Annotated in this window: 22 protein-coding genes, 1 tRNA gene, 1 other RNA gene and 1 pseudogene; 23 read left to right on the top strand and 2 right to left on the bottom strand. The window is 40.5% G+C overall.

Going from position 1 to position 19,423, the window contains the following annotated elements:
* The first annotated feature begins 3 nt into the window (after window positions 1-3).
* Window positions 4-77: transfer RNA gene (locus O3601_RS08445), tRNA-Asn, on the top strand.
* A gap of 80 nt (window positions 78-157) precedes the next feature.
* Here the strand turns inward: O3601_RS08445 and O3601_RS08440 are convergent.
* Window positions 158-1,272: pseudogene (locus O3601_RS08440) on the bottom strand (ISL3 family transposase).
* Between the two features lie 472 nt (window positions 1,273-1,744).
* Here O3601_RS08440 and comW point away from each other — a divergent pair.
* The 12 genes from comW to O3601_RS08380 all read left to right on the top strand — a co-directional run bounded on the left by comW (window position 1,745) and on the right by O3601_RS08380 (window position 12,508).
* Window positions 1,745-1,981 (top strand): sigma(X)-activator ComW, encoded by a 237-nt coding sequence (comW, locus tag O3601_RS08435; protein ID WP_261064782.1) that lies wholly within the window; start codon window positions 1,745-1,747, stop codon window positions 1,979-1,981.
* Window positions 1,982-2,211: 230 nt separating this feature from the next.
* Complete coding sequence (locus O3601_RS08430; protein WP_001832534.1) at window positions 2,212-3,498, top strand: adenylosuccinate synthase; 1,287 nt, start codon at window positions 2,212-2,214, stop codon at window positions 3,496-3,498.
* A 196-nt stretch (window positions 3,499-3,694) separates the two neighbouring features.
* The gene (gene tadA / locus O3601_RS08425) at window positions 3,695-4,162 is read left to right on the top strand and encodes a tRNA adenosine(34) deaminase TadA (protein WP_265473308.1); all 468 of its coding nucleotides are present in this window, start codon (window positions 3,695-3,697) and stop codon (window positions 4,160-4,162) included.
* 32 nt (window positions 4,163-4,194) lie between these two features.
* Window positions 4,195-4,292, top strand: an RNA gene (gene ffs, locus O3601_RS08420) — signal recognition particle sRNA small type.
* Window positions 4,293-4,348: 56 nt separating this feature from the next.
* Window positions 4,349-4,792: a dUTP diphosphatase gene (locus tag O3601_RS08415; protein WP_371472506.1), complete on the top strand. Its 444-nt coding sequence runs from the start codon at window positions 4,349-4,351 to the stop codon at window positions 4,790-4,792.
* Between the two features lies 1 nt (window position 4,793).
* Complete coding sequence (locus tag O3601_RS08410; RefSeq protein ID WP_371472515.1) at window positions 4,794-5,333, top strand: histidine phosphatase family protein; 540 nt, start codon at window positions 4,794-4,796, stop codon at window positions 5,331-5,333.
* Between the two features lie 13 nt (window positions 5,334-5,346).
* The gene (gene radA / locus O3601_RS08405) at window positions 5,347-6,708 is read left to right on the top strand and encodes a DNA repair protein RadA (protein WP_077804517.1); all 1,362 of its coding nucleotides are present in this window, start codon (window positions 5,347-5,349) and stop codon (window positions 6,706-6,708) included.
* A gap of 72 nt (window positions 6,709-6,780) precedes the next feature.
* Window positions 6,781-7,278: a carbonic anhydrase gene (locus tag O3601_RS08400; protein WP_004237611.1), complete on the top strand. Its 498-nt coding sequence runs from the start codon at window positions 6,781-6,783 to the stop codon at window positions 7,276-7,278.
* 24 nt (window positions 7,279-7,302) lie between these two features.
* The gene (locus O3601_RS08395; RefSeq protein ID WP_316126980.1) at window positions 7,303-8,118 is read left to right on the top strand and encodes a PrsW family glutamic-type intramembrane protease; all 816 of its coding nucleotides are present in this window, start codon (window positions 7,303-7,305) and stop codon (window positions 8,116-8,118) included.
* A gap of 145 nt (window positions 8,119-8,263) precedes the next feature.
* Window positions 8,264-9,232, top strand: a complete 969-nt coding sequence (locus tag O3601_RS08390) for a ribose-phosphate diphosphokinase (protein WP_078238233.1) — start codon at window positions 8,264-8,266, stop codon at window positions 9,230-9,232.
* Between the two features lie 120 nt (window positions 9,233-9,352).
* Complete coding sequence (gene polA, locus O3601_RS08385; protein ID WP_371472502.1) at window positions 9,353-11,986, top strand: DNA polymerase I; 2,634 nt, start codon at window positions 9,353-9,355, stop codon at window positions 11,984-11,986.
* An 84-nt stretch (window positions 11,987-12,070) separates the two neighbouring features.
* Complete coding sequence (locus tag O3601_RS08380; RefSeq protein WP_000076477.1) at window positions 12,071-12,508, top strand: CoA-binding protein; 438 nt, start codon at window positions 12,071-12,073, stop codon at window positions 12,506-12,508.
* A 175-nt stretch (window positions 12,509-12,683) separates the two neighbouring features.
* Here the strand turns inward: O3601_RS08380 and O3601_RS08375 are convergent, their stop codons facing one another.
* On the bottom strand, window positions 12,684-13,694 hold the full coding sequence (locus O3601_RS08375; RefSeq protein WP_371472499.1) for a YeiH family protein: 1,011 nt from the start codon (window positions 13,692-13,694) through the stop codon (window positions 12,684-12,686).
* A 479-nt stretch (window positions 13,695-14,173) separates the two neighbouring features.
* Between O3601_RS08375 and O3601_RS08370 the strand changes: the two genes are divergently transcribed.
* From O3601_RS08370 to O3601_RS08325, 10 genes are all read left to right on the top strand, one after another.
* Window positions 14,174-15,343, top strand: coding sequence for a pyridoxal phosphate-dependent aminotransferase (locus tag O3601_RS08370; RefSeq protein ID WP_371472497.1), 1,170 nt, complete (start codon window positions 14,174-14,176; stop codon window positions 15,341-15,343).
* Complete coding sequence (recO, locus tag O3601_RS08365) at window positions 15,340-16,110, top strand: DNA repair protein RecO (RefSeq protein ID WP_371472494.1); 771 nt, start codon at window positions 15,340-15,342, stop codon at window positions 16,108-16,110. Before O3601_RS08370 ends, recO begins: the two co-directional genes overlap by 4 nt.
* A complete protein-coding gene (plsX, locus tag O3601_RS08360) occupies window positions 16,107-17,099 on the top strand; it encodes a phosphate acyltransferase PlsX (protein WP_371472492.1) in 993 nt (330 codons plus the stop codon). Before recO ends, plsX begins: the two co-directional genes overlap by 4 nt.
* 5 nt (window positions 17,100-17,104) lie before the next feature.
* Entirely contained in the window at window positions 17,105-17,341 is a 237-nt protein-coding gene (locus O3601_RS08355; protein ID WP_000136444.1) for an acyl carrier protein, read from the top strand.
* A gap of 597 nt (window positions 17,342-17,938) precedes the next feature.
* On the top strand, window positions 17,939-18,067 hold the full coding sequence (locus tag O3601_RS08350) for a smi_0059.1 family bacteriocin-like peptide (RefSeq protein ID WP_371472490.1): 129 nt from the start codon (window positions 17,939-17,941) through the stop codon (window positions 18,065-18,067).
* 11 nt (window positions 18,068-18,078) lie between these two features.
* Complete coding sequence (locus tag O3601_RS08345; RefSeq protein WP_371472488.1) at window positions 18,079-18,219, top strand: hypothetical protein; 141 nt, start codon at window positions 18,079-18,081, stop codon at window positions 18,217-18,219.
* Window positions 18,220-18,330: 111 nt separating this feature from the next.
* A complete protein-coding gene (locus O3601_RS08340; RefSeq protein ID WP_371472485.1) occupies window positions 18,331-18,513 on the top strand; it encodes a class IIb bacteriocin, lactobin A/cerein 7B family in 183 nt (60 codons plus the stop codon).
* A 19-nt stretch (window positions 18,514-18,532) separates the two neighbouring features.
* The gene (locus tag O3601_RS08335; protein ID WP_140834203.1) at window positions 18,533-18,721 is read left to right on the top strand and encodes a hypothetical protein; all 189 of its coding nucleotides are present in this window, start codon (window positions 18,533-18,535) and stop codon (window positions 18,719-18,721) included.
* A gap of 32 nt (window positions 18,722-18,753) precedes the next feature.
* Window positions 18,754-18,954 carry an SPPN_00645 family bacteriocin-like peptide gene (locus O3601_RS08330; RefSeq protein ID WP_049512841.1) on the top strand — a complete coding sequence of 67 codons (201 nt, stop codon included), beginning with the start codon at window positions 18,754-18,756 and terminating at the stop codon, window positions 18,952-18,954.
* 289 nt (window positions 18,955-19,243) lie between these two features.
* Window positions 19,244-19,420, top strand: coding sequence for a bacteriocin (locus O3601_RS08325; RefSeq protein ID WP_371472483.1), 177 nt, complete (start codon window positions 19,244-19,246; stop codon window positions 19,418-19,420).
* The last annotated feature ends 3 nt before the right edge of the window (window positions 19,421-19,423 follow it).

Raw genomic sequence — 19,423 nt, 5'->3', positions numbered from 1 at the left:
TATTCCGCCATAGCTCAGTTGGTAGTAGCGCATGACTGTTAATCATGATGTCGTAGGTTCGAGTCCTACTGGCGGAGTAGTTAATTAAAGGAGGTTTCAACCTCTTTTCTGTTATGTAATTAAAACTTTTTATCAACTGTAGTGGGTTGAAGAAAAGCTAAGATTGAGAAAGGACACATTTCGACCTTTCTTTTTTGATGTTTAGAGCGATAAAAATCCGTTTTTTGAAGTTTTCAAAGTTCCGAAATCCGAATGCATTTCTCTTGATAAGTTTGATGAGATTATTAGTCGCTTCTAATTTGGCGTTAGAATGGGGATGAACCTGTTCTAGATTGTCCTCGATAAGTCCGAAAAATTTGTCTGTGAAAGTAAAAGAGTAAGAGCTGATTGACATTGTAGTGGTGTTTCAAGTCTTCTGAATAGCTCAAAAGCTTGTCTAGAATCTCTTTATTCGTTAAGTGCATACGAAAAGTAGGGCGGTAAAAACGTTTATCACTCAGTTTACGACTATCCTGTTGAATGAGCTTCCAGTAACGTTTGATAGCCTTATATTCATGAGATTTTCGATCAACTGATTCATGATTTGAACACGCATACGACTCATAGCACGGCTAAGGTTTTGCACAATGTGAAAACGATTTAGAACGATTTTAGCACATGGAAAAAGCTATTTAGCTAAGGCATAGTAGGGACTAAATATATCCATAGTAATGATTTTCACCTGCCAATGAACAGCTCTATCGTAGCGCAGAAAGTGATTTCGAATGATAGCCTGTGTTCTACCCTCAAGACAGTTATGATATTGAGCTTATCAAAATCTTGCGTAATGAAACTCATCTTTTCCTTAGTGAAGGCATACTCGTCCCACGACATAATTTCAGGAAGTCGACTAAAGTTATGATTAAAGTGGAAGTCATTGAGCTTTCGAATGACAGTTGAAGTTGAAATGGAAAGTTGATGGGCAATATCGGTCATAGAAGTCTTTTCAATCAGCTTTTGCGCAATCTTTTGGTTGATGATACGAGGAATTTGGTGATTTTTCTTGACGATAGAAGTTTCAGACACCATCATTTTCGAGCACTGATAGCACTTAAACCGACGCTCTCTAAGTAGAATTCTAGTAGGCATACCAGTCGTTTCGAGGTAAGGAATCTTAGAATGTTTTTGAAAGCCATAATTCTTCATTTAACTTCCGCAATCAGGGCAAGATGGGGCGTCGTAGTCCAGTTTAGCGATGATTTCCTTATGTGTACCCCTATTGATGATATCCATAATTTAGAAATTAGGGTCTGTAAGCTCTAGTAATTTTGTGATAAAGTGTAATTGTTCCATATGATTCTTTCTAATGATGGTTTGGTGTCTTTTCATTATAAATATTATGGAATTTTTTCCTATCCTAAAAAATAGGTTCCACAATATCTATAGAGGATTTTACCACTACAAATATTATAGTTACTTTTCTTTTTAATAATTATTAAGTGCTTCATTTCTATTCAATCACTTTATAGCTTAAACTGAGAAAGATTCAATGCAAAGGTTAATTTTTGTAAATCATTTATAGGAAATTTTTTATTTTTAGGGATTTAATAGTTTGTTTTTGATGTAAGATATTTATTTCTATTCTGTCAACTTTTCCTATTTTTTCTCTTGTTGAGGTTGGTATTTTAACAATTCAGGAATTATTAAAGATTAATTAAAATTTTTTGTTAGAATAAGATCATAAAAAGTAAAGGAGTGTATGCTTATGCTACAAAATATTTATGATCAGATGACTGATTTCTATGACAGTATCGAAGAAGAGTATGCTACTTTCTTTGGTAATAGTTGGGACTGGGAACATTTTCATTTTAAATTTTTGATTTATTATTTAGTTAGATATGGTATTGGGTGTCGTAGGGATTTTATCGTTTACCATTATCGTGTTGCTTATCGTTTGTATCTTGAAAAGATGATAATGAAACAAGGTTTTGTTGCTTGTTGAGATAGTCTGAGTTAATTTCCGAACAAACTTACTTTTTTATGGCAATATAACAATAAATAGCTAGTTATTTTTCTAAATCATTTTTTAATAGTTGGAAATAGCAAATCTTTCTATTGTTTCTTCTTGATAAAAAGGCGATTTTTTCTTATAATAAATTGTAAGATATAATTGCAGGTGAGATTCCTGCCATGTATGTGAGAAAGGAAGAGCCTGAGGGCTCAGACAAGATTATGACTTCAGTTGTTGTTGTAGGTACCCAATGGGGTGATGAAGGTAAAGGGAAGATTACAGATTTCCTTTCAGCGAATGCAGAAGTGATTGCACGTTACCAAGGTGGTGATAATGCAGGTCACACGATTGTGATTGATGGTAAGAAGTTTAAATTGCACTTGATTCCATCTGGAATTTTCTTCCCTGAAAAAATCTCTGTCATTGGGAATGGAATGGTTGTAAATCCTAAATCTCTTGTGAAAGAGTTGAGCTATCTTCATGAGGAAGGTGTGACAACTGATAACTTACGTATTTCTGATCGTGCGCATGTTATTTTGCCTTATCATATCGAGTTGGATCGTTTGCAAGAAGAAGCTAAGGGCGACAATAAGATTGGTACTACAATCAAGGGAATCGGTCCAGCTTATATGGACAAGGCTGCTCGTGTTGGGATTCGTATCGCAGATCTTTTAGATAAAGATATTTTCCGTGAGCGTTTAGAACGTAACCTTGCTGAAAAGAATCGTCTTTTTGAAAAATTGTATGATAGTAAAGCTATCGCCTTCGATGATATTTTTGAAGAGTATTATGAATATGGTCAACAAATCAAGAAATATGTGACAGACACATCTGTCATTTTGAATGATGCGCTTGATAACGGTAAACGTGTGCTTTTTGAAGGTGCACAAGGAGTTATGCTAGATATTGACCAAGGTACTTATCCATTTGTTACGTCATCAAACCCTGTAGCTGGTGGTGTGACAATTGGTTCTGGTGTTGGTCCAAGTAAGATTGACAAGGTTGTAGGTGTATGTAAAGCCTATACGAGTCGTGTAGGAGACGGTCCTTTCCCAACTGAGTTGTTTGATGAAGTGGGAGAACGTATCCGTGAAGTAGGTCATGAATATGGTACAACAACTGGTCGTCCACGTCGTGTGGGTTGGTTTGACTCAGTTGTGATGCGTCATAGTCGTCGCGTTTCTGGTATTACTAATCTTTCATTGAACTCTATCGATGTTTTGAGTGGTTTAGATACAGTGAAAATCTGTGTGGCCTATGATCTTGATGGTCAACGTATTGACTATTATCCAGCTAGTCTTGAGCAATTGAAGCGTTGCAAGCCTATCTATGAAGAGTTACCAGGTTGGTCAGAAGATATTACTGGAGTTCGTAATTTGGAAGATCTTCCTGAGAATGCGCGTAACTATGTTCGTCGTGTGAGTGAATTGGTTGGCGTTCGTATTTCTACTTTCTCAGTAGGTCCTGGTCGTGAACAAACAAATATTTTAGAAAGTGTTTGGTCCTAAGAGATTTTTAAGATTTGTTTAAGATAGGTCGGGTATACTATAGACAGTTACAAGAAGACCTCCTAACTTGTTGTAACAAATATCCTAAACTTTTCTTTTTCATAATAATCTCCCTATAAAGTCACCGCATTCGGTGGCTTTTTTTGTCTTGGTATTCATGATATAATAAAATCGATAAGTAGGAAAAGAGAAACGGATGAATTATACAGTTGAAGAAAAAGAAGTCTTTATGAGAGAGGCATTGAAAGAGGCTGAGATTGCTCTTGAACACGATGAAATTCCAATTGGTTGTGTGATTGTCAAGGACGGAGAAATCATTGGCCGTGGGCATAATGCGCGTGAGGAGTTGCAACGAGCGATTATGCATGCGGAGATTATGGCAATAGAGCATGCGAACCTGAGTGAGGAGAGCTGGCGCTTGCTGGATTGCACGCTTTTTGTGACCATTGAGCCGTGTGTCATGTGTAGTGGGGCGATTGGACTCGCCCGTATTCCAAACGTGGTCTATGGGGCTAAAAACCAGAAATTTGGCGCTGCTGGGAGTTTGTACGATATCTTGACAGATGAGCGTCTCAATCATCGTGTGGAGGTTGAAACGGGAATTTTGGAAGATGAATGCGCAGCTATTATGCAGGACTTTTTTAGAAATAGACGGAAAAAATAATTTTTCTTTTAAAATGAATAGGAATGTGATATAATAAATAGTGGAGCAACAGTTCTGCGTGAAGCGGGTCAGGGGAGGAATCCAGCAGCCCTAAGCGATTTGAATTGTGTGCTCTTTTTTTCGTGCTTTTTCCGAATAAATAAGATAGAATAATCTAGAATAAATGATAATAGAAAAGAGAAGAATATGAAAATTCGTGGTTTTGAATTGGTTTCGACTTTTACAGATAAAAATTTATTGCCCAAGCGTGAGACAGCGCATGCGGCTGGTTACGACTTAAAGGTTGCTGTGCGTACGGTTATTGCGCCAGGAGAGATTGTCTTGGTTCCGACAGGGGTTAAGGCTTATATGCAGCCGACTGAGGTGCTCTACCTCTATGATCGTTCTTCAAATCCTCGTAAGAAGGGATTGGTTTTAATTAATTCAGTTGGGGTTATTGATGGGGATTATTATGGAAATCCTGGGAATGAAGGGCATATTTTTGCTCAGATGAAGAATATCACAGACCAAGAGGTTGTTCTTGAGGTTGGGGAACGTGTGGTCCAGGCTGTCTTTGCTCCTTTCTTAATCGCAGATGGAGATGCGGCTGATGGCGTGCGAATTGGTGGATTTGGATCGACTGGGCACTAGGATGAAGATTATCTTTGTACGTCATGGGGAGCCAGATTATAGTATGCTTGATAAACTTGAAAATCCGCGACTCTATAGTGGTTTTGGTCGTGATTTAGCACCATTGACAGGAAAAGGTCGCAGTCTGGCAAAAGAAGTTACTAAAACTGCATGTTTTGGAAAGGCAGAGATTATTATTTCATCGTCTGTGACGAGGGCTTTAGAAACAGCCCATTATATAGCGGTTGAAACAGGATTGGACTTATTTGTGGAGCCGTTTTTTCATGAGTGGCGTCCAGACTTAAATGGTACTAACTCTGATTTAACTAGTGTATTGGTAGCTCATGAATATTATCTAAAACATCAAGGAGGTTTAGCTGAAGATTCTCCTCATCGCTATGAAACTGCTCTGGAGATGCGTCATCGTTTTTTAAGAACTTTGGAAAAATATAAAAATTATAAAACTATTATCATCGTAACTCACGGAATGCTCATGCGCCAGTTTGTGCCAAATGAGAAGATTGATTTTTGCCAAATGATTGAGTGTAAGTTAGAGATATAGAAAGAGGTTTATCATCGCAAAGAAAAAAGCGACATTTGTATGTCAAAATTGTGGGTATAATTCCCCTAAATATCTGGGACGTTGCCCCAACTGTGGGTCTTGGTCTTCTTTTGTAGAAGAGGTTGAGGTTGCTGAAGTCAAGAATGCGCGTGTGTCCTTAACAGGTGAGAAAACCAAGCCCATGAAACTGGCTGAAGTGACCTCCATCAATGTTAATCGAACCAAGACAGAGATGGAGGAATTCAACCGTGTACTTGGAGGCGGAGTGGTACCAGGAAGTCTCGTCCTCATCGGTGGGGATCCTGGAATCGGGAAATCAACCCTTCTCCTACAAGTCTCAACCCAGTTGTCTCAAGTGGGGACAGTTCTCTATGTCAGTGGGGAGGAGTCTGCCCAGCAGATTAAACTACGAGCAGAGCGCTTGGGAGATATTGATAGCGAGTTTTATCTCTATGCAGAGACCAATATGCAGAGTGTTCGAGCTGAGGTGGAGCGCATCCAGCCAGACTTCCTCATCATTGACTCTATCCAGACCATTATGTCTCCTGAGATTTCAGGGGTGCAGGGGTCTGTTTCTCAAGTGCGTGAGGTGACGGCTGAACTCATGCAGCTGGCTAAAACTAATAACATCGCCATCTTTATCGTTGGTCATGTGACCAAGGAAGGAACCTTAGCTGGTCCGCGTATGTTGGAACATATGGTGGATACGGTGCTTTACTTTGAAGGGGAACGTCACCATACCTTTCGTATTTTGAGAGCGGTCAAAAACCGTTTTGGCTCCACTAATGAGATTGGGATTTTTGAGATGCAGTCGGGTGGATTGGTTGAGGTCCTCAATCCGAGCCAAGTTTTCCTAGAGGAGCGTTTGGATGGGGCGACTGGTTCGTCAATCGTTGTGACTATGGAAGGGACGCGTCCGATTTTGGCGGAGGTTCAGGCTTTGGTAACACCGACCATGTTTGGAAATGCCAAGCGTACTACGACAGGACTTGATTTTAATCGTGCTAGTCTGATTATGGCTGTTTTGGAAAAGCGTGCAGGTCTTCTCTTGCAAAATCAGGATGCCTATCTCAAATCTGCTGGCGGTGTCAAATTGGATGAACCTGCGATAGACTTGGCCGTTGCGGTTGCTATTGCTTCGAGCTACAAGGACAAGCCAACTAATCCTCAGGAATGTTTTGTGGGAGAACTGGGATTGACAGGAGAAATTCGGCGCGTGAATCGTATCGAGCAACGTATCAATGAAGCTGCTAAACTGGGCTTTACTAAGATTTATGTACCCAAGAATTCCTTGACAGGAATCACTCCGCCTAAGGAAATTCAGGTTATTGGGGTAACCACGATTCAGGAAGTTTTGAAAAAGGTCTTTGCATAATCCGTGACAAATCCTCTTAAAAATGATAAGATAGGAGAAATATTTGACTATCAAATTTTCGAGGAGGGAATTGTGTCGTATTTTGAACAGTTTATGCAAGCCAATCAGGCTTATGTTGCCCTACATGGGCAGTTAAATCTGCCACTTAAACCCAAAACTAGAGTAGCCATTGTGACCTGTATGGACTCTCGTTTGCACGTTGCGCAAGCTTTAGGTTTGGCACTTGGGGATGCTCATATCTTGCGGAATGCAGGTGGTCGAGTGACAGAAGACATGATTCGTTCGCTGGTTATTTCCCAGCAGCAAATGGGGACAAGAGAGATTGTGGTGTTGCACCATACAGACTGTGGTGCTCAGACTTTTGAAAATGGTCCTTTTCAGGAGTATTTAAAAGAGGAACTAGGTGTCGATGTGTCAGACCAGGACTTCTTGCCCTTCCAAGATATAGAGGAGAGTGTGCGAGAGGATATGCAACTCCTTATCGAGTCTCCCCTAATACCAGATGATGTCATTATCTCTGGTGCTATTTACGATGTGGATACAGGAAGTATGACAGTCGTAGAATTGTAAAAAATTCATTTAGAAAGAAAGTGTATGAAGAAAAACAGTATTTTATTTATTTTTATCTTATTACTATGTATTGGTTTGCAGTATGAAACTATCTACTATACGGACGGTTCGATGTCAGGTGCGGAATATGGACTAATGGGAGTTTCTATCTTTCTAGCTCTCTTTTACATGATTCCGGCTCTTTATTTCCTTTTCCGTATTGGGAAAAAATGGGAATTACCAAAGAAGGCCTTGATTCTGTCTTTATTGGGTGGGATGTTCCTTTCAGGCTGGTTGTCTAGCTTTGCGAATACCTATATCCATGATTTGCTGGGCGTTCTTTTCCCAGATAGTGCATTTTTAAATGCCTTTGAAAGTGCGATTGTGGCTCCTTTAGTAGAAGAACCCTTGAAATTATTGCCACTTGTTTTTGTTTTGGCTTTGGTTCCTGTGCGAAAATTAAAATCTTTGTTTTTACTAGGGATTGCTTCTGGTTTGGGATTTCAAATGATTGAGGATATTGGCTATATTCGTACGGATTTGCCAGAGGGATTTGACTTTACTATTTCGAGAATTTTAGAGCGTATCATCTCAGGAATTGCCTCTCACTGGACTTTTTCAGGTCTAGCTGTAGTGGGTGTTTACTTGCTTTACAGAGCCTATAAAGGACAGAAGGTTGGCAAGAAAGAGGGTTTTATTTTCCTAGGTTTAGCTTTGGGAACTCACTTCTTGTTTAACTCTCCTTTTGTTGAATTGGAGACAGAGTTGCCATTAGCTATTCCAGTGGTTACGGCTATTACTCTTTATGGTTTTTATCAGGCTTATCGCTTTGTTGAGAAGCATAATGAGTTGATGAACTAGAATATTTTTCACAAGAATGATGCAAGGGTACAAATATGGTGCCCTTCTTTTATTTTTGATTGAAAAATAGTGTAAAAAGCGCTACAATGGTAGATGGAAAAATCTTGTGAAAAGCACAAGCGATACATATATACCGGAGGAAATCATGTCTTTTTCTGATTTAAAGCTGTTTGCCCTTTCTTCTAATCAAGAATTGGCAGAACGTGTGGCGCAGGAGATTGGGATAGAGTTGGGGAAATCAAGTGTTCGCCAATTTTCAGATGGAGAGATTCAGGTCAACATTGAAGAATCAATCCGTGGGAAACACGTCTTTATCCTACAATCAACTAGTTCGCCTGTAAATGACAATCTGCTTGAAATTTTGATTATGGTAGATGCTTTGAAGCGTGCGAGTGCAGAATCTGTCAATGTTGTCATGCCTTACTATGGGTATGCACGTCAGGATAGAAAGGCGAGAGCGCGTGAGCCAATCACTTCAAAACTTGTCGCAAATATGCTTGAAGTAGCTGGAGTGGATCGTTTGTTGACCATCGACTTGCATGCTGCGCAGATTCAAGGATTCTTTGATATTCCTGTGGATCACTTGATGGGTGCTCCTCTGATTGCGGATTATTTTGAGCGTCGTGGCATGGTTGGTTCTGACTATGTGGTTGTCAGCCCAGACCATGGAGGGGTGACTCGTGCTCGTAAGTTGGCAGAATTTTTGAAAACATCTATTGCTATCATTGATAAACGTCGTAGTGTTGATAAGATGAATACTAGTGAAGTCATGAACATCATCGGTAAGGTCGAAGGCAAGACTTGTATCTTGATTGATGATATGATTGATACTGCTGGAACGATTTGTCACGCTGCAGATGCCCTTGCGGAAGCTGGTGCTGTTGAAGTATATGCAAGCTGTACGCACCCAGTTCTTTCTGGTCCTGCTATGGACAATATCCAAAAATCAGCTATTAAGAAATTGGTTGTTTTGGATACCATCTATCTGCCAGAAGAGCGTTTGATTGATAAGATTGAGCAGATTTCAATCGCTCATCTATTAGGAGATGCTATCGTGCGTATCCATGAAAAACGCCCACTTTCTCCACTTTTCAGTATTGAGAAAAAGATTTAATGACCAAGCCTGAGATAATTCTCAGGTTTTTTTCGTCTATTTATTCGGAAAAAGTATGAAAAATACTTGCTCTGGCTCTTCCCAATGGTATTTTTTGGTGCTTTCCTTTATAATGGGTGTATGGATAAGAAAAAATTATTATTGATTGATGGGTCTTCTGTTGCTTTTCGGGCGTTTTTTGCGCTCTATCAGCAGTTGGACCGTTTTAAGAATGCGGCTGGTTTGCATACCAATGCGATTTATGGCTTTCAGTTGATGTTGAGCCATTTGTTGGAGCGGATTGAGCCTAGTCATATTTTGGTGGCTTTTGATGCGGGAAAGACGACCTTCCGGACAGAGATGTATGCGGACTATAAGGGTGGTCGGGCTAAGACTCCGGATGAGTTTCGTGAGCAATTTCCTTTCATTCGTGAGTTGCTGGATCATATGGGGATTCGTCACTATGAGTTGGCTCAGTATGAGGCGGATGACATTATTGGGACACTAGATAAATTAGCTGAGCAAGATGGTTTTGATATTACCATTGTCAGTGGGGACAAGGATTTGATTCAGCTGACGGATGAGCATACGGTGGTTGAAATTTCCAAGAAAGGTGTGGCTGAGTTTGAGGCCTTTACGCCAGAATATCTTATGGAAAAGATGGGCATCACACCGACTCAGTTTATCGATCTCAAGGCGCTTATGGGAGATAAGTCGGATAATATCCCTGGGGTGACCAAAATCGGAGAAAAGACGGGTATCAAGCTCTTGCTGGAGCATGGTTCGCTTGAGGGGATTTATGAAAATATCGATGAGATGAAGGCTTCTAAGATGAAGGAAAATCTTATCAATGATAAGGAACAGGCCTTTTTGTCTAAAACACTGGCGACCATTGATACCAAGGCACCGATTGAGATTGGTTTGGAGGATTTGGTCTATAGTGGTCCAGATGTTGAAAATCTCGGGAAATTCTACGATGAGATGGGCTTCAAACAGCTCAAGCAGGCTTTAAATGTGTCGTCAGCTGATGTGGCTGAGAGTTTGGACTTTACTATCGTTGACCAAATCAGTCAAAATATGCTGAGTGAAGAGTCTATCTTCCATTTTGAGCTTTTTGGTGAGAATTACCATACGGATGATTTGGTTGGTTTTGCTTGGTCTTGTGGGGATAAGCTCTATGCCACAGACAAACTTGAACTTTTGCAAGAGCCGATTTTCAAGGACTTTCTAGAAAAAACACCTCTGAAAGTTTATGACTTTAAGAATGCTAAAGTTCTCTTGCATCGTTTTGGTGTGGATTTGCAGGCGCCTGCTTTTGATAGCCGTTTGGCTAAATACCTCCTTTCGACTGTGGAGGACAATGAAATTGCGACCATCGCTAGTCTTTATGGTCAGACTTATTTGGTTGATGATGAGACTTTCTATGGTAAGGGTGTCAAAAAGGCCATTCCTAAACGTGAGAAATTCTTGGAACATTTGGCTCGTAAGCTTGCTGTTTTGGTCGAAACAGAGCCTATTTTGCTTGAAAAACTCAGCGAAAATGGGCAATTAGAGCTTCTTTATGATATGGAGCAACCTCTGGCTTTTGTCCTTGCCAAGATGGAAATTGCTGGGATTACGGTCAAGAAAGAGACCTTGCTTGAGATGCAGGCTGAAAATGAGCTTGTCATTGAAAAACTGACTCAGGAGATTTACGAACTGGCTGGTGAGGAGTTTAATATCAACTCGCCTAAGCAGTTGGGGGTACTTCTCTTTGAAAAATTGGGACTTCCTCTAGAATACACTAAAAAAACCAAGACTGGATACTCGACAGCGGTGGATGTCTTGGAGCGCCTGGCTCCTATTGCTCCGATTGTTAAGAAAATTCTCGATTACCGTCAGATTGCCAAGATTCAGTCTACTTATGTGATTGGCTTGCAGGACTGGATTTTAGCTGATGGAAAGATTCACACGCGTTATGTGCAGGATTTGACCCAGACTGGGCGTCTGTCTAGTGTGGATCCAAACTTGCAAAATATCCCTGTTCGATTGGAACAAGGGCGCTTGATTCGGAAGGCTTTTGTTCCTGAGTGGGAGGATAGTGTGCTACTCAGCTCGGACTATTCACAGATTGAATTGCGCGTTTTGGCGCATATCTCTAAGGATGAGCACTTGATTAAGGCCTTCCAAGAGGGGGCAGATATCCATACTTCGACAGCCATGCGGGTCTTTGGCATTGAGCGTCCTGAGGATGTGACTGCAAACGACCGTCGCAATGCCAAGGCTGTCAACTTTGGAGTGGTTTACGGGATTTCAGACTTTGGCTTGTCTAATAATTTGGGTATCAGCCGTAAGGAAGCCAAAGCCTACATCGATACCTACTTTGAACGCTTCCCAGGTATTAAAAACTACATGGATGAGGTGGTGCGTGAGGCGCGTGATAAGGGATATGTAGAGACACTTTTCAAGCGTCGTCGTGAGTTACCAGATATCAATTCTCGCAACTTCAATATTCGTGGTTTTGCGGAGCGAACTGCTATCAACTCACCTATCCAGGGTTCGGCAGCAGATATTCTCAAGATTGCCATGATCCAGCTGGATAAAGCCTTAGTTGCAGGTGGTTATCAGACTAAGATGCTTCTGCAAGTGCACGATGAAATCGTCCTTGAAGTGCCTAAATCTGAATTGGCAGAGATGAAAAAATTGGTCAAACAAACCATGGAAGAAGCCATTCAACTCAGTGTTCCCCTCATCGCAGATGAAAATGAAGGGGCAACCTGGTACGAGGCTAAATAAAAAGGGGGCTAGTCCTCCTTTTTTGTAGTAGAATTCTGCAAGCCTTTTCAAATTGTGCTATACTGAAGAAAAAGGAGGATTTCTATGAGTCAAGAATTTATCAATCCAAGTGATGGTGTGATTCGTCAGTATCTCGCAACGAGTAAAACCCTTGCTGTTGTGGGTTTGTCAGACCGTGAGGAAACAACCAGCAATCGAGTGACTAAGGAAATGCAGGCTCGGGGTTATAAAATTATCCCAGTCAATCCCAAGGCGGCAGGTGGAGAAATCTTGGGTGAAAAGGCTTATGCTAGTCTCGCTGAGATTCCTTTTCCTGTAGATATTGTCAATGTTTACCGTCGCAGTGAATTTTTGCCAGATGTGGCGCGTGATTTTCTTAAGGCTGATGCCAAGATTTTTTGGGCACAGCTAGGACTTGAAAGTCTAGAAGCGGAAGAAATCTTGCGTGCTGGTGGATGTGATGACATCGTGATGAATCGCTGTATCAAGAGAGAACATACACGCTTGATTGAGGAAGCATAAGAAAAAGGTAGCTGGTGGGCTACCTTTTGTGTTATACTCAATGAAAATCAAAGAGCAAACTAGCCGCAGGCTGCTCAAAACACAGTTTTGAGGTTGTGGATAGAACTGACGAAGTCAGTAACAATACCTACAGCAAGGCGACGTTGACGTGGTTTGAAGAGATTTTCGAAGAGTATTAGAAAATGCCGATAAGGGTCTGCATACCAAGACTGGTGAGGATGATAGCAATCCAGCAGATGGCTCCGAGAACAATGGATTTTCCGCTGGATTTGACCATAACTAGCAGATTTGTTTTGAGACCGATAGCACTCATGGCCATGATGATGAGAAATTTGGAGAGTTGTTTGAGAGGGGTAAAGAAACTACTGGACACACCGAGAGAGGTCAGGAGGGTAGTTAGAAGAGATGCGAGGATAAAGTAAAGGATAAAAAGTGGGAAGACTTTTTTCAGTTGCAGGCCTTGCATATTTTTTTGCTCGCGACTTTGCCAGTAGGAGAGAAAGAGAGTAATGGGGATAATAGCTAAGGTTCGTGTGAGTTTGACAATGGTTGCGGATTCGAGGGTATTGCTTTGGTAGAGACTGTCCCAAGCGCTAGCTGTGGCGGTTACAGAGGAAGTATCGTTGACCGCAGTCCCTGCAAAGAGGGCGAAGCCTTCATTAGATAGATGAAGCCAGGTGCCTAGAGTTGGAAAGATGAGTGCGGCCAAGACATTGAAGAAAAAGATAACGGAGATGGCTTGGGCTACTTCCTTTTCCTTGGCATGGATAACAGGTGCTGTTGCCGCAATGGCAGATCCCCCACAGATAGAAGAACCTACTCCAATCAAGGTAGCCAGTTTTGTGTCTAGTGCAAAGAATCGTTGGAAGAGGTAGGCAATAATCAGGGCTATTGAGATGGTGGACAGGATGACAGGGAGTGAAGATTGCCCAACTGCGAAGACTTGCGAGATATTGAGACCAAAACCAAGCAAGATAACGGCATACTGGAGCAATTTTTTAGAACTAAAGGTCAATCCAGCATCCAGTTGTTTATAGGGCGAGAGAAAGGGATGTAGGAGCATGCCTATGAAAATGGCAAAAACGGGCACGCCAATCACAGGGAAGAATCCTCCTAAGTACCAAGATAGGATAGAAATGAGAAGGCAGGTCAAGGTACCTGCTCCATTTTTTGATAGAAATGACATAAAAACCTCCAAATAGAATCTGTTACCATTATAGACCTGTAAAGAGGAAAAGTAAAATAGAAAGTGGAGCTAACAATTATTTGACAAGTAGTGCTAATTATGTAATAATAACCTTACAAGAACTGTAACGAAGTCTTGGCAAAAACAAAAATACCAGAGCTCCACCTCTGGTATTTCTTTTTGTCCAGTTACATTAAAACTAAACTCAGGTTATATTTTTTTGTCGCGCTTATCTAACCACTTTCTGACTATCCACTCAGAAATGACATTACCAATAATAGTAATCAGTAATGGTGCTAGAATAACTGTAACGAAGATTAGCAAAAACTCACCTCCAAACTAAGTTCGTTAGTGGAGTTGCGACAAGTTCATTTTAACACACTTCAATTTGTCATGCTAGCGTTATTCTCTAATGTATTTTTGCGGTCGGGGGGCTTTTGTAGTATAATAGAGATACGTTTTGAAAGTAGGAGGTATCTATGGACTTAACTAAGCGCTTTAATAAACAGTTAGATAGAATTCAAGTTTCATTGATTCGTCAGTTTGACCAGGCTATTTCTGAGATTCCTGGGGTCTTGCGTTTGACCTTGGGGGAACCTGATTTTACAACGCCAGACCATGTCAAGGAGGCGGCCAAGCGAGCGATTGATCAGAACCAATCCTACTATACAGGGATGAGTGGTCTGCTGACTCTACGTCAGGCGGCCAGTGACTTTGTTAAGGAAAAGTATCAACTGGACTATGCTCCTGAAAATGAAATCTTGGTCACTATCGGAGCGACAGAGGCTTTATCTGCTACTTTGACGGCTATTTTGGAAGAGGGAGACAAGGTGCTCTTGCCAGCCCCTGCTTATCCGGGTTATGAACCGATTGTCAATCTAGTTGGGGCAGAGATTGTCGAGATTGACACAACTGAAAATGGTTTTGTCTTGACTCCTGAGATGTTGGAGAAGGCCATTTTGGAGCAGGGTGACAAGCTCAAGGCGGTTATTCTCAACTATCCAGCAAATCCGACAGGAATTACCTACAGTCGGGAGCAGTTGGAAGCCTTGGCAGACGTTTTACGCAAGTACGAAATTTTCGTTGTCTGTGATGAGGTCTACTCAGAATTGACCTACACAGGCGAAGCCCATGTGTCTCTAGGGACTATGTTGAGAGACCAGGCTATTATTATCAATGGTCTATCTAAATCACATGCCATGACAGGATGGCGTTTGGGACTGATTTTCGCTCCTGCAGCCTTTACAGCTCAGTTGATTAAGAGTCACCAGTACTTGGTGACTGCCGCAAATACTATGGCTCAACATGCTGCGGTGGAAGCCTTGACGGCTGGTAAAAATGATGCGGAGCCCATGAAGAAGGAATACATCCAGCGTCGGGACTATATTATAGAGAACATGACTGCTCTTGGTTTTGAGATTATCAAACCAGACGGTGCCTTCTATATCTTTGCTAAGATTCCAGCAGGATATAATCAAGATTCTTTTGCTTTTCTGAAAGATTTTGCTCAGAAGAAGGCCGTTGCCTTTATCCCTGGTGCTGCCTTTGGGCGTTATGGTGAAGGTTATGTTCGCCTATCTTATGCAGCCAGCATGGAGACTATCAAAGAAGCCATGAAACGACTTGAGGAGTATATGAGAGAAGCATGATTCAGTCTATCACGAGTCAAGGCTTGGTGCTCTACAATCGCAATTTTCGTGAGGATGACAAGTTAGTCAAGATTTTTACAGAGCAGGCTGGCAAGCGTATGTTTTTTGTCAAACACGCAGGTCAGTCTAAGCTGGCTCCAGTTATTCAGCCCTTGGTGCTGGCACGATTTCTCTTACGAATCAATGATGACGGGCTCAGTTACATAGAAGACTATCATGAGGTGATGACTTTTCCCAAGATTAATAGCGATCTTTTTGTCATGTCTTATGCGACCTACGTAGCAGCTCTTGCAGATGCTAGTTTGCAGGATAATCAGCAGGATGCTCCCTTGTTTGCTTTTTTGCAAAAGACTTTGGAGTTGATGGAAGCTGGCATGGATTATCAGGTTTTGACTAATATTTTTGAAATTCAAATCTTGACTCGATTTGGGATCAGCCTCAATTTTAATGAGTGTGTCTTTTGCCATCGGATCGGTCAGGCTTTTGACTTTTCTTTCAAATATGGAGCCTGCCTCTGTCCAGAGCATTATCATGAGGATGAGAGACGTTGTCATCTCAATCCCAATATCCCTTATTTGCTCAATCAGTTTCAAGCCATTGATTTTGAGACCTTGGAGACCATTTCGCTCAATCCTGAAATCAAGCAAGAGCTACGCCAATTTATGGATCAACTCTACGAAGAGTACGTTGGGATTCACCTAAAATCAAAGAAATTTATTGATTCCCTATCCGACTGGGGACAATTACTAAAAGAGGAAAAGAAATGAAAAAAATCGCAGTAGATGCCATGGGAGGCGATTACGCACCCCAAGCCATCGTTGAGGGTGTCAATCAAGCCTTAGCTGACTTTTCAGATATCGAGGTTCAACTCTACGGAGATGAAGCTAAAATCAAGCAATATCTGACAGCGGCAGAGCGCGTCAGCATTATCCATACGGATGAAAAGATTGATTCAGACGATGAACCTACGAGAGCTATTCGGAAGAAGAAAAATGCCAGTATGGTCTTGGCGGCCAAGGCTGTCAAAGATGGAGAGGCAGATGCTGTTCTCTCTGCTGGGAATACAGGTGCTTTACTAGCAGCAGGATTTTTCATCGTGGGTCGTATCAAGAATATCGATCGACCAGGGCTTATGTCGACCTTGCCAACTGTAGATGGAAAAGGTTTTGACATGCTGGACCTCGGTGCTAATGCAGAAAATACAGCCCAGCACCTCCATCAATACGCGGTTCTAGGTTCTTTCTATGCTAAAAATGTCCGTGGAATTGCGCAACCACGCGTTGGCTTGCTCAACAACGGAACAGAGAGTAGCAAGGGCGACCCGCTTCGTAAGGAAACCTACGAATTACTAGCAGCTGATGAAAGTTTAAACTTTATCGGAAACGTGGAAGCGCGTGATTTGATGAATGGCGTTGCGGATGTTGTTGTGGCAGATGGTTTCACGGGAAACGCTGTGCTCAAATCCATTGAAGGAACAGCCATGGGAATCATGGGTTTGCTCAAGACTGCTATTACAGGTGGAGGTCTTCGAGCGAAACTAGGCGCACTCCTTCTCAAGGATAGCCTCAGAGGTTTGAAAAAACAGCTCAACTACTCAGATGTTGGTGGAGCGGTCTTGTTTGGTGTTAAGGCACCGGTTGTCAAGACTCATGGCTCAAGCGATGCCAAGGCTGTTTATAGTACAATCCACCAGATTCGTACCATGCTAGAGACAGACGTAGTTGCTCAGACTGCGCGTGAATTTTCAGGAGAATAAAAGAGATGACAGAAAAAGAAATTTTTGACCGTATTGTGACCATTATCCAAGAGCGACAGGGAGAGGACTTTGTCGTGACAGAATCCTTGAGTCTGAAAGACGATTTGGATGCTGACTCAGTTGACTTGATGGAGTTTATCTTGACACTGGAAGATGAATTTAATATCGAAATCAGCGATGAGGAAATTGACCAACTCCAAAGTGTAGGAGATGTGGTAGAAGTCGTCAAAAGTAAAGAATAGCAAGAAGCAACATGCAAGTCGTGTTGCTTTTTTATTGTCAGGGAAAATAAAAAATTTAGAACTTTTAGTGGGAATTACGAATAGATAAGGAAGAAAAAGAGGAGTGTTTATGTATGTGACTGTTTTTTATCCATGGTTTATTAAATTATTTTTCAAATAAAATTTAATTTAGTTGTACATTTTCGAAATTTTTTTGAATAGATAGGTAAGAGGAAAAGGAAGGAGCCTGGTTTATGTATCTACCAATCTTGTATCCGTGGTTGATTAAGTTATTTTTTAAATAAAATTTAATTTAGTTGTACATTTTCGAATTGTTTTTCGAATAGATAAGTAAGAGGAAAAGGAAAGGAGTTTGCTTCATGTATCTACCAATTTTCTATTCATGGTACATTAAATTATTTTTCAAATAAATTTCATTTAGTTGTACATTTTCGAAATTTTTTCGAATAGATAAGTAAGAGGAAACAGAAAGGAGTCTGGTTTATGTATCTACCAATCTTGTATTCATGGTACATTAAATTATTTTTTAAATAAAATTTGATTTAGTTGTTTATTTTCGAATAAATAAGTGAGAGGAAAAAAGAAAGGAATAAAATAATGAAAGAACATTACTATGGATTTGTTGAGCTAACTTCGGAAGAATTGACCGATATTCAAGGTGGAGAAAATTGGGCGAAGATCCTTGCAGATTGGTGCCTTGGATTTCGTAGAGGTTTAGGTTTTTAGGAGGATAAGCGATGAATGAAATGAATGATAAGTATACGGTTGAGGTATTAAAGGAAAGCGACTTAGCTTTGCTGGTGGGTGGTAGTGAGGCAAGTTACCAACATGGTTTAATGGTGGGGTTAATTTTACGTCGTGCATTATTTGGATTTTAAGATAACATTTAGAGAGTAAAGTTTACCTACAATAATGAACAGAATATATGAAAAAGGAAAGGACAAATAACTACCTTTTTCAATCGTTAATAATCAAAAAAGGAGAATAAGATGGAACAAATTAAAAATATGGAAAATAGTTTTCATGTAATGAGTCATGAGGAATTAGCCAATGTAGAAGGAGGCTTGTTGTTTGGTTTAGTAGTAGTTGGAGGAGTCGCAATTGCAGGAACATTTTTATTGGGTGCTGTAGATGGTGCTTCAGGAGCACATGCTAAGCGTCGTGGACGTTAACAGGGAAGGAAGAGCGCTAATGGAACGCATAATAGAAAGTTGGATTACTAGGGTAGAGAATTTTTACAGTTTGCAGTCAATTCCTGTAAAAGTATTAATTTTCATAGTTGGAGTAGTTGGGGTTTATGCTTTAGGGACATTACTTTTAGGACCGATTTATTGGGCGGGGCAGAAGTTTGGCGAAATGGTTTACAATTATTTATTTTAATAAAAAATTATAGATAAAGAGGAACAGACATAATGAATATGATAAAAATTGAAGAAAAATTTACAAGTCTTACAGAAAAAGATTTAGCAACAGTAGAGGGCGGTCGAGTGTCATGGAGAGGTAATATTAACATCGATGTCCATAAAGTGATTGATAGTACGGGAAGATTTTTCGGTGGTATCTATAATGCTGGTAGAGCATTTGGGCGAAATGTTTACAATGCATTTTATTAATATAGTTTATTAAAATGAATATCATATATTATATTTTTGAATTCGTTTTCGAATAGACCATAATCTGATTGTAGTCAGAGAGGCATTTCTATGTTTTTAAAAAAGAAGTGATATTATTAGGGGTATTGTTATCGCTACGTATTATTTTTACTATCGTTCAAATTTTAATTGATTATAAAATATTATCTGGATAGTATAGTGTAAATTTTATGGATATTTCAGAAGTATTTACTTATCCAATACTCATTTTAATCATTTACATAGCAATAAAATATAATACAAAGGAGTAATGACGAATATAAACTTAGAACAATTTTATCAATTATCTGACGATGAATTAGTGGGAACAAAAGGTGGTTTTGGTCTTGCGGAAGCAGTTGGGATCGCAGGAGTACTGAATACTGCTGTACAAATTTTTAATGCTGGTCACAAATTTGGTTCAGATTTGGCTCGTCGTGGAGGTTAGATA

It is taken from the genome of Streptococcus sp. 20925_1_69, from assembly GCF_041432365.1.
Classification (GTDB): Bacteria; Bacillota; Bacilli; order Lactobacillales; family Streptococcaceae; genus Streptococcus.
The sequence above is the reverse complement of the archived record's forward strand: the minus strand, read 5'-3'. Positions and strand labels throughout refer to the sequence as shown.

What these genes read in the sequence shown, in the direction of transcription:
- plsX (WP_371472492.1), top strand. Translation starts at nt 16,107, where the DNA reads ATGAAAAAAATCGCAGTAGATGCCATGGGAGGCGATTACGCACCCCAA.
- O3601_RS08370 (WP_371472497.1), top strand. Translation starts at nt 14,174, where the DNA reads ATGGACTTAACTAAGCGCTTTAATAAACAGTTAGATAGAATTCAAGTT.
- O3601_RS08395 (WP_316126980.1), top strand. Translation starts at nt 7,303, where the DNA reads ATGAAGAAAAACAGTATTTTATTTATTTTTATCTTATTACTATGTATT.
- O3601_RS08380 (WP_000076477.1), top strand. Translation starts at nt 12,071, where the DNA reads ATGAGTCAAGAATTTATCAATCCAAGTGATGGTGTGATTCGTCAGTAT.
- O3601_RS08430 (WP_001832534.1), top strand. Translation starts at nt 2,212, where the DNA reads ATGACTTCAGTTGTTGTTGTAGGTACCCAATGGGGTGATGAAGGTAAA.
- O3601_RS08330 (WP_049512841.1), top strand. Translation starts at nt 18,754, where the DNA reads ATGAATATGATAAAAATTGAAGAAAAATTTACAAGTCTTACAGAAAAA.
- recO (WP_371472494.1), top strand. Translation starts at nt 15,340, where the DNA reads ATGATTCAGTCTATCACGAGTCAAGGCTTGGTGCTCTACAATCGCAAT.
- O3601_RS08345 (WP_371472488.1), top strand. Translation starts at nt 18,079, where the DNA reads ATGAATGAAATGAATGATAAGTATACGGTTGAGGTATTAAAGGAAAGC.
- O3601_RS08410 (WP_371472515.1), top strand. Translation starts at nt 4,794, where the DNA reads ATGAAGATTATCTTTGTACGTCATGGGGAGCCAGATTATAGTATGCTT.
- O3601_RS08415 (WP_371472506.1), top strand. Translation starts at nt 4,349, where the DNA reads ATGAAAATTCGTGGTTTTGAATTGGTTTCGACTTTTACAGATAAAAAT.
- O3601_RS08375 (WP_371472499.1), bottom strand. Translation starts at nt 13,694, where the DNA reads ATGTCATTTCTATCAAAAAATGGAGCAGGTACCTTGACCTGCCTTCTC.
- O3601_RS08355 (WP_000136444.1), top strand. Translation starts at nt 17,105, where the DNA reads ATGACAGAAAAAGAAATTTTTGACCGTATTGTGACCATTATCCAAGAG.
- O3601_RS08390 (WP_078238233.1), top strand. Translation starts at nt 8,264, where the DNA reads ATGTCTTTTTCTGATTTAAAGCTGTTTGCCCTTTCTTCTAATCAAGAA.
- O3601_RS08335 (WP_140834203.1), top strand. Translation starts at nt 18,533, where the DNA reads ATGGAACGCATAATAGAAAGTTGGATTACTAGGGTAGAGAATTTTTAC.
- comW (WP_261064782.1), top strand. Translation starts at nt 1,745, where the DNA reads ATGCTACAAAATATTTATGATCAGATGACTGATTTCTATGACAGTATC.
- polA (WP_371472502.1), top strand. Translation starts at nt 9,353, where the DNA reads ATGGATAAGAAAAAATTATTATTGATTGATGGGTCTTCTGTTGCTTTT.
- tadA (WP_265473308.1), top strand. Translation starts at nt 3,695, where the DNA reads ATGAATTATACAGTTGAAGAAAAAGAAGTCTTTATGAGAGAGGCATTG.
- O3601_RS08325 (WP_371472483.1), top strand. Translation starts at nt 19,244, where the DNA reads ATGACGAATATAAACTTAGAACAATTTTATCAATTATCTGACGATGAA.
- O3601_RS08340 (WP_371472485.1), top strand. Translation starts at nt 18,331, where the DNA reads ATGGAACAAATTAAAAATATGGAAAATAGTTTTCATGTAATGAGTCAT.
- O3601_RS08350 (WP_371472490.1), top strand. Translation starts at nt 17,939, where the DNA reads ATGAAAGAACATTACTATGGATTTGTTGAGCTAACTTCGGAAGAATTG.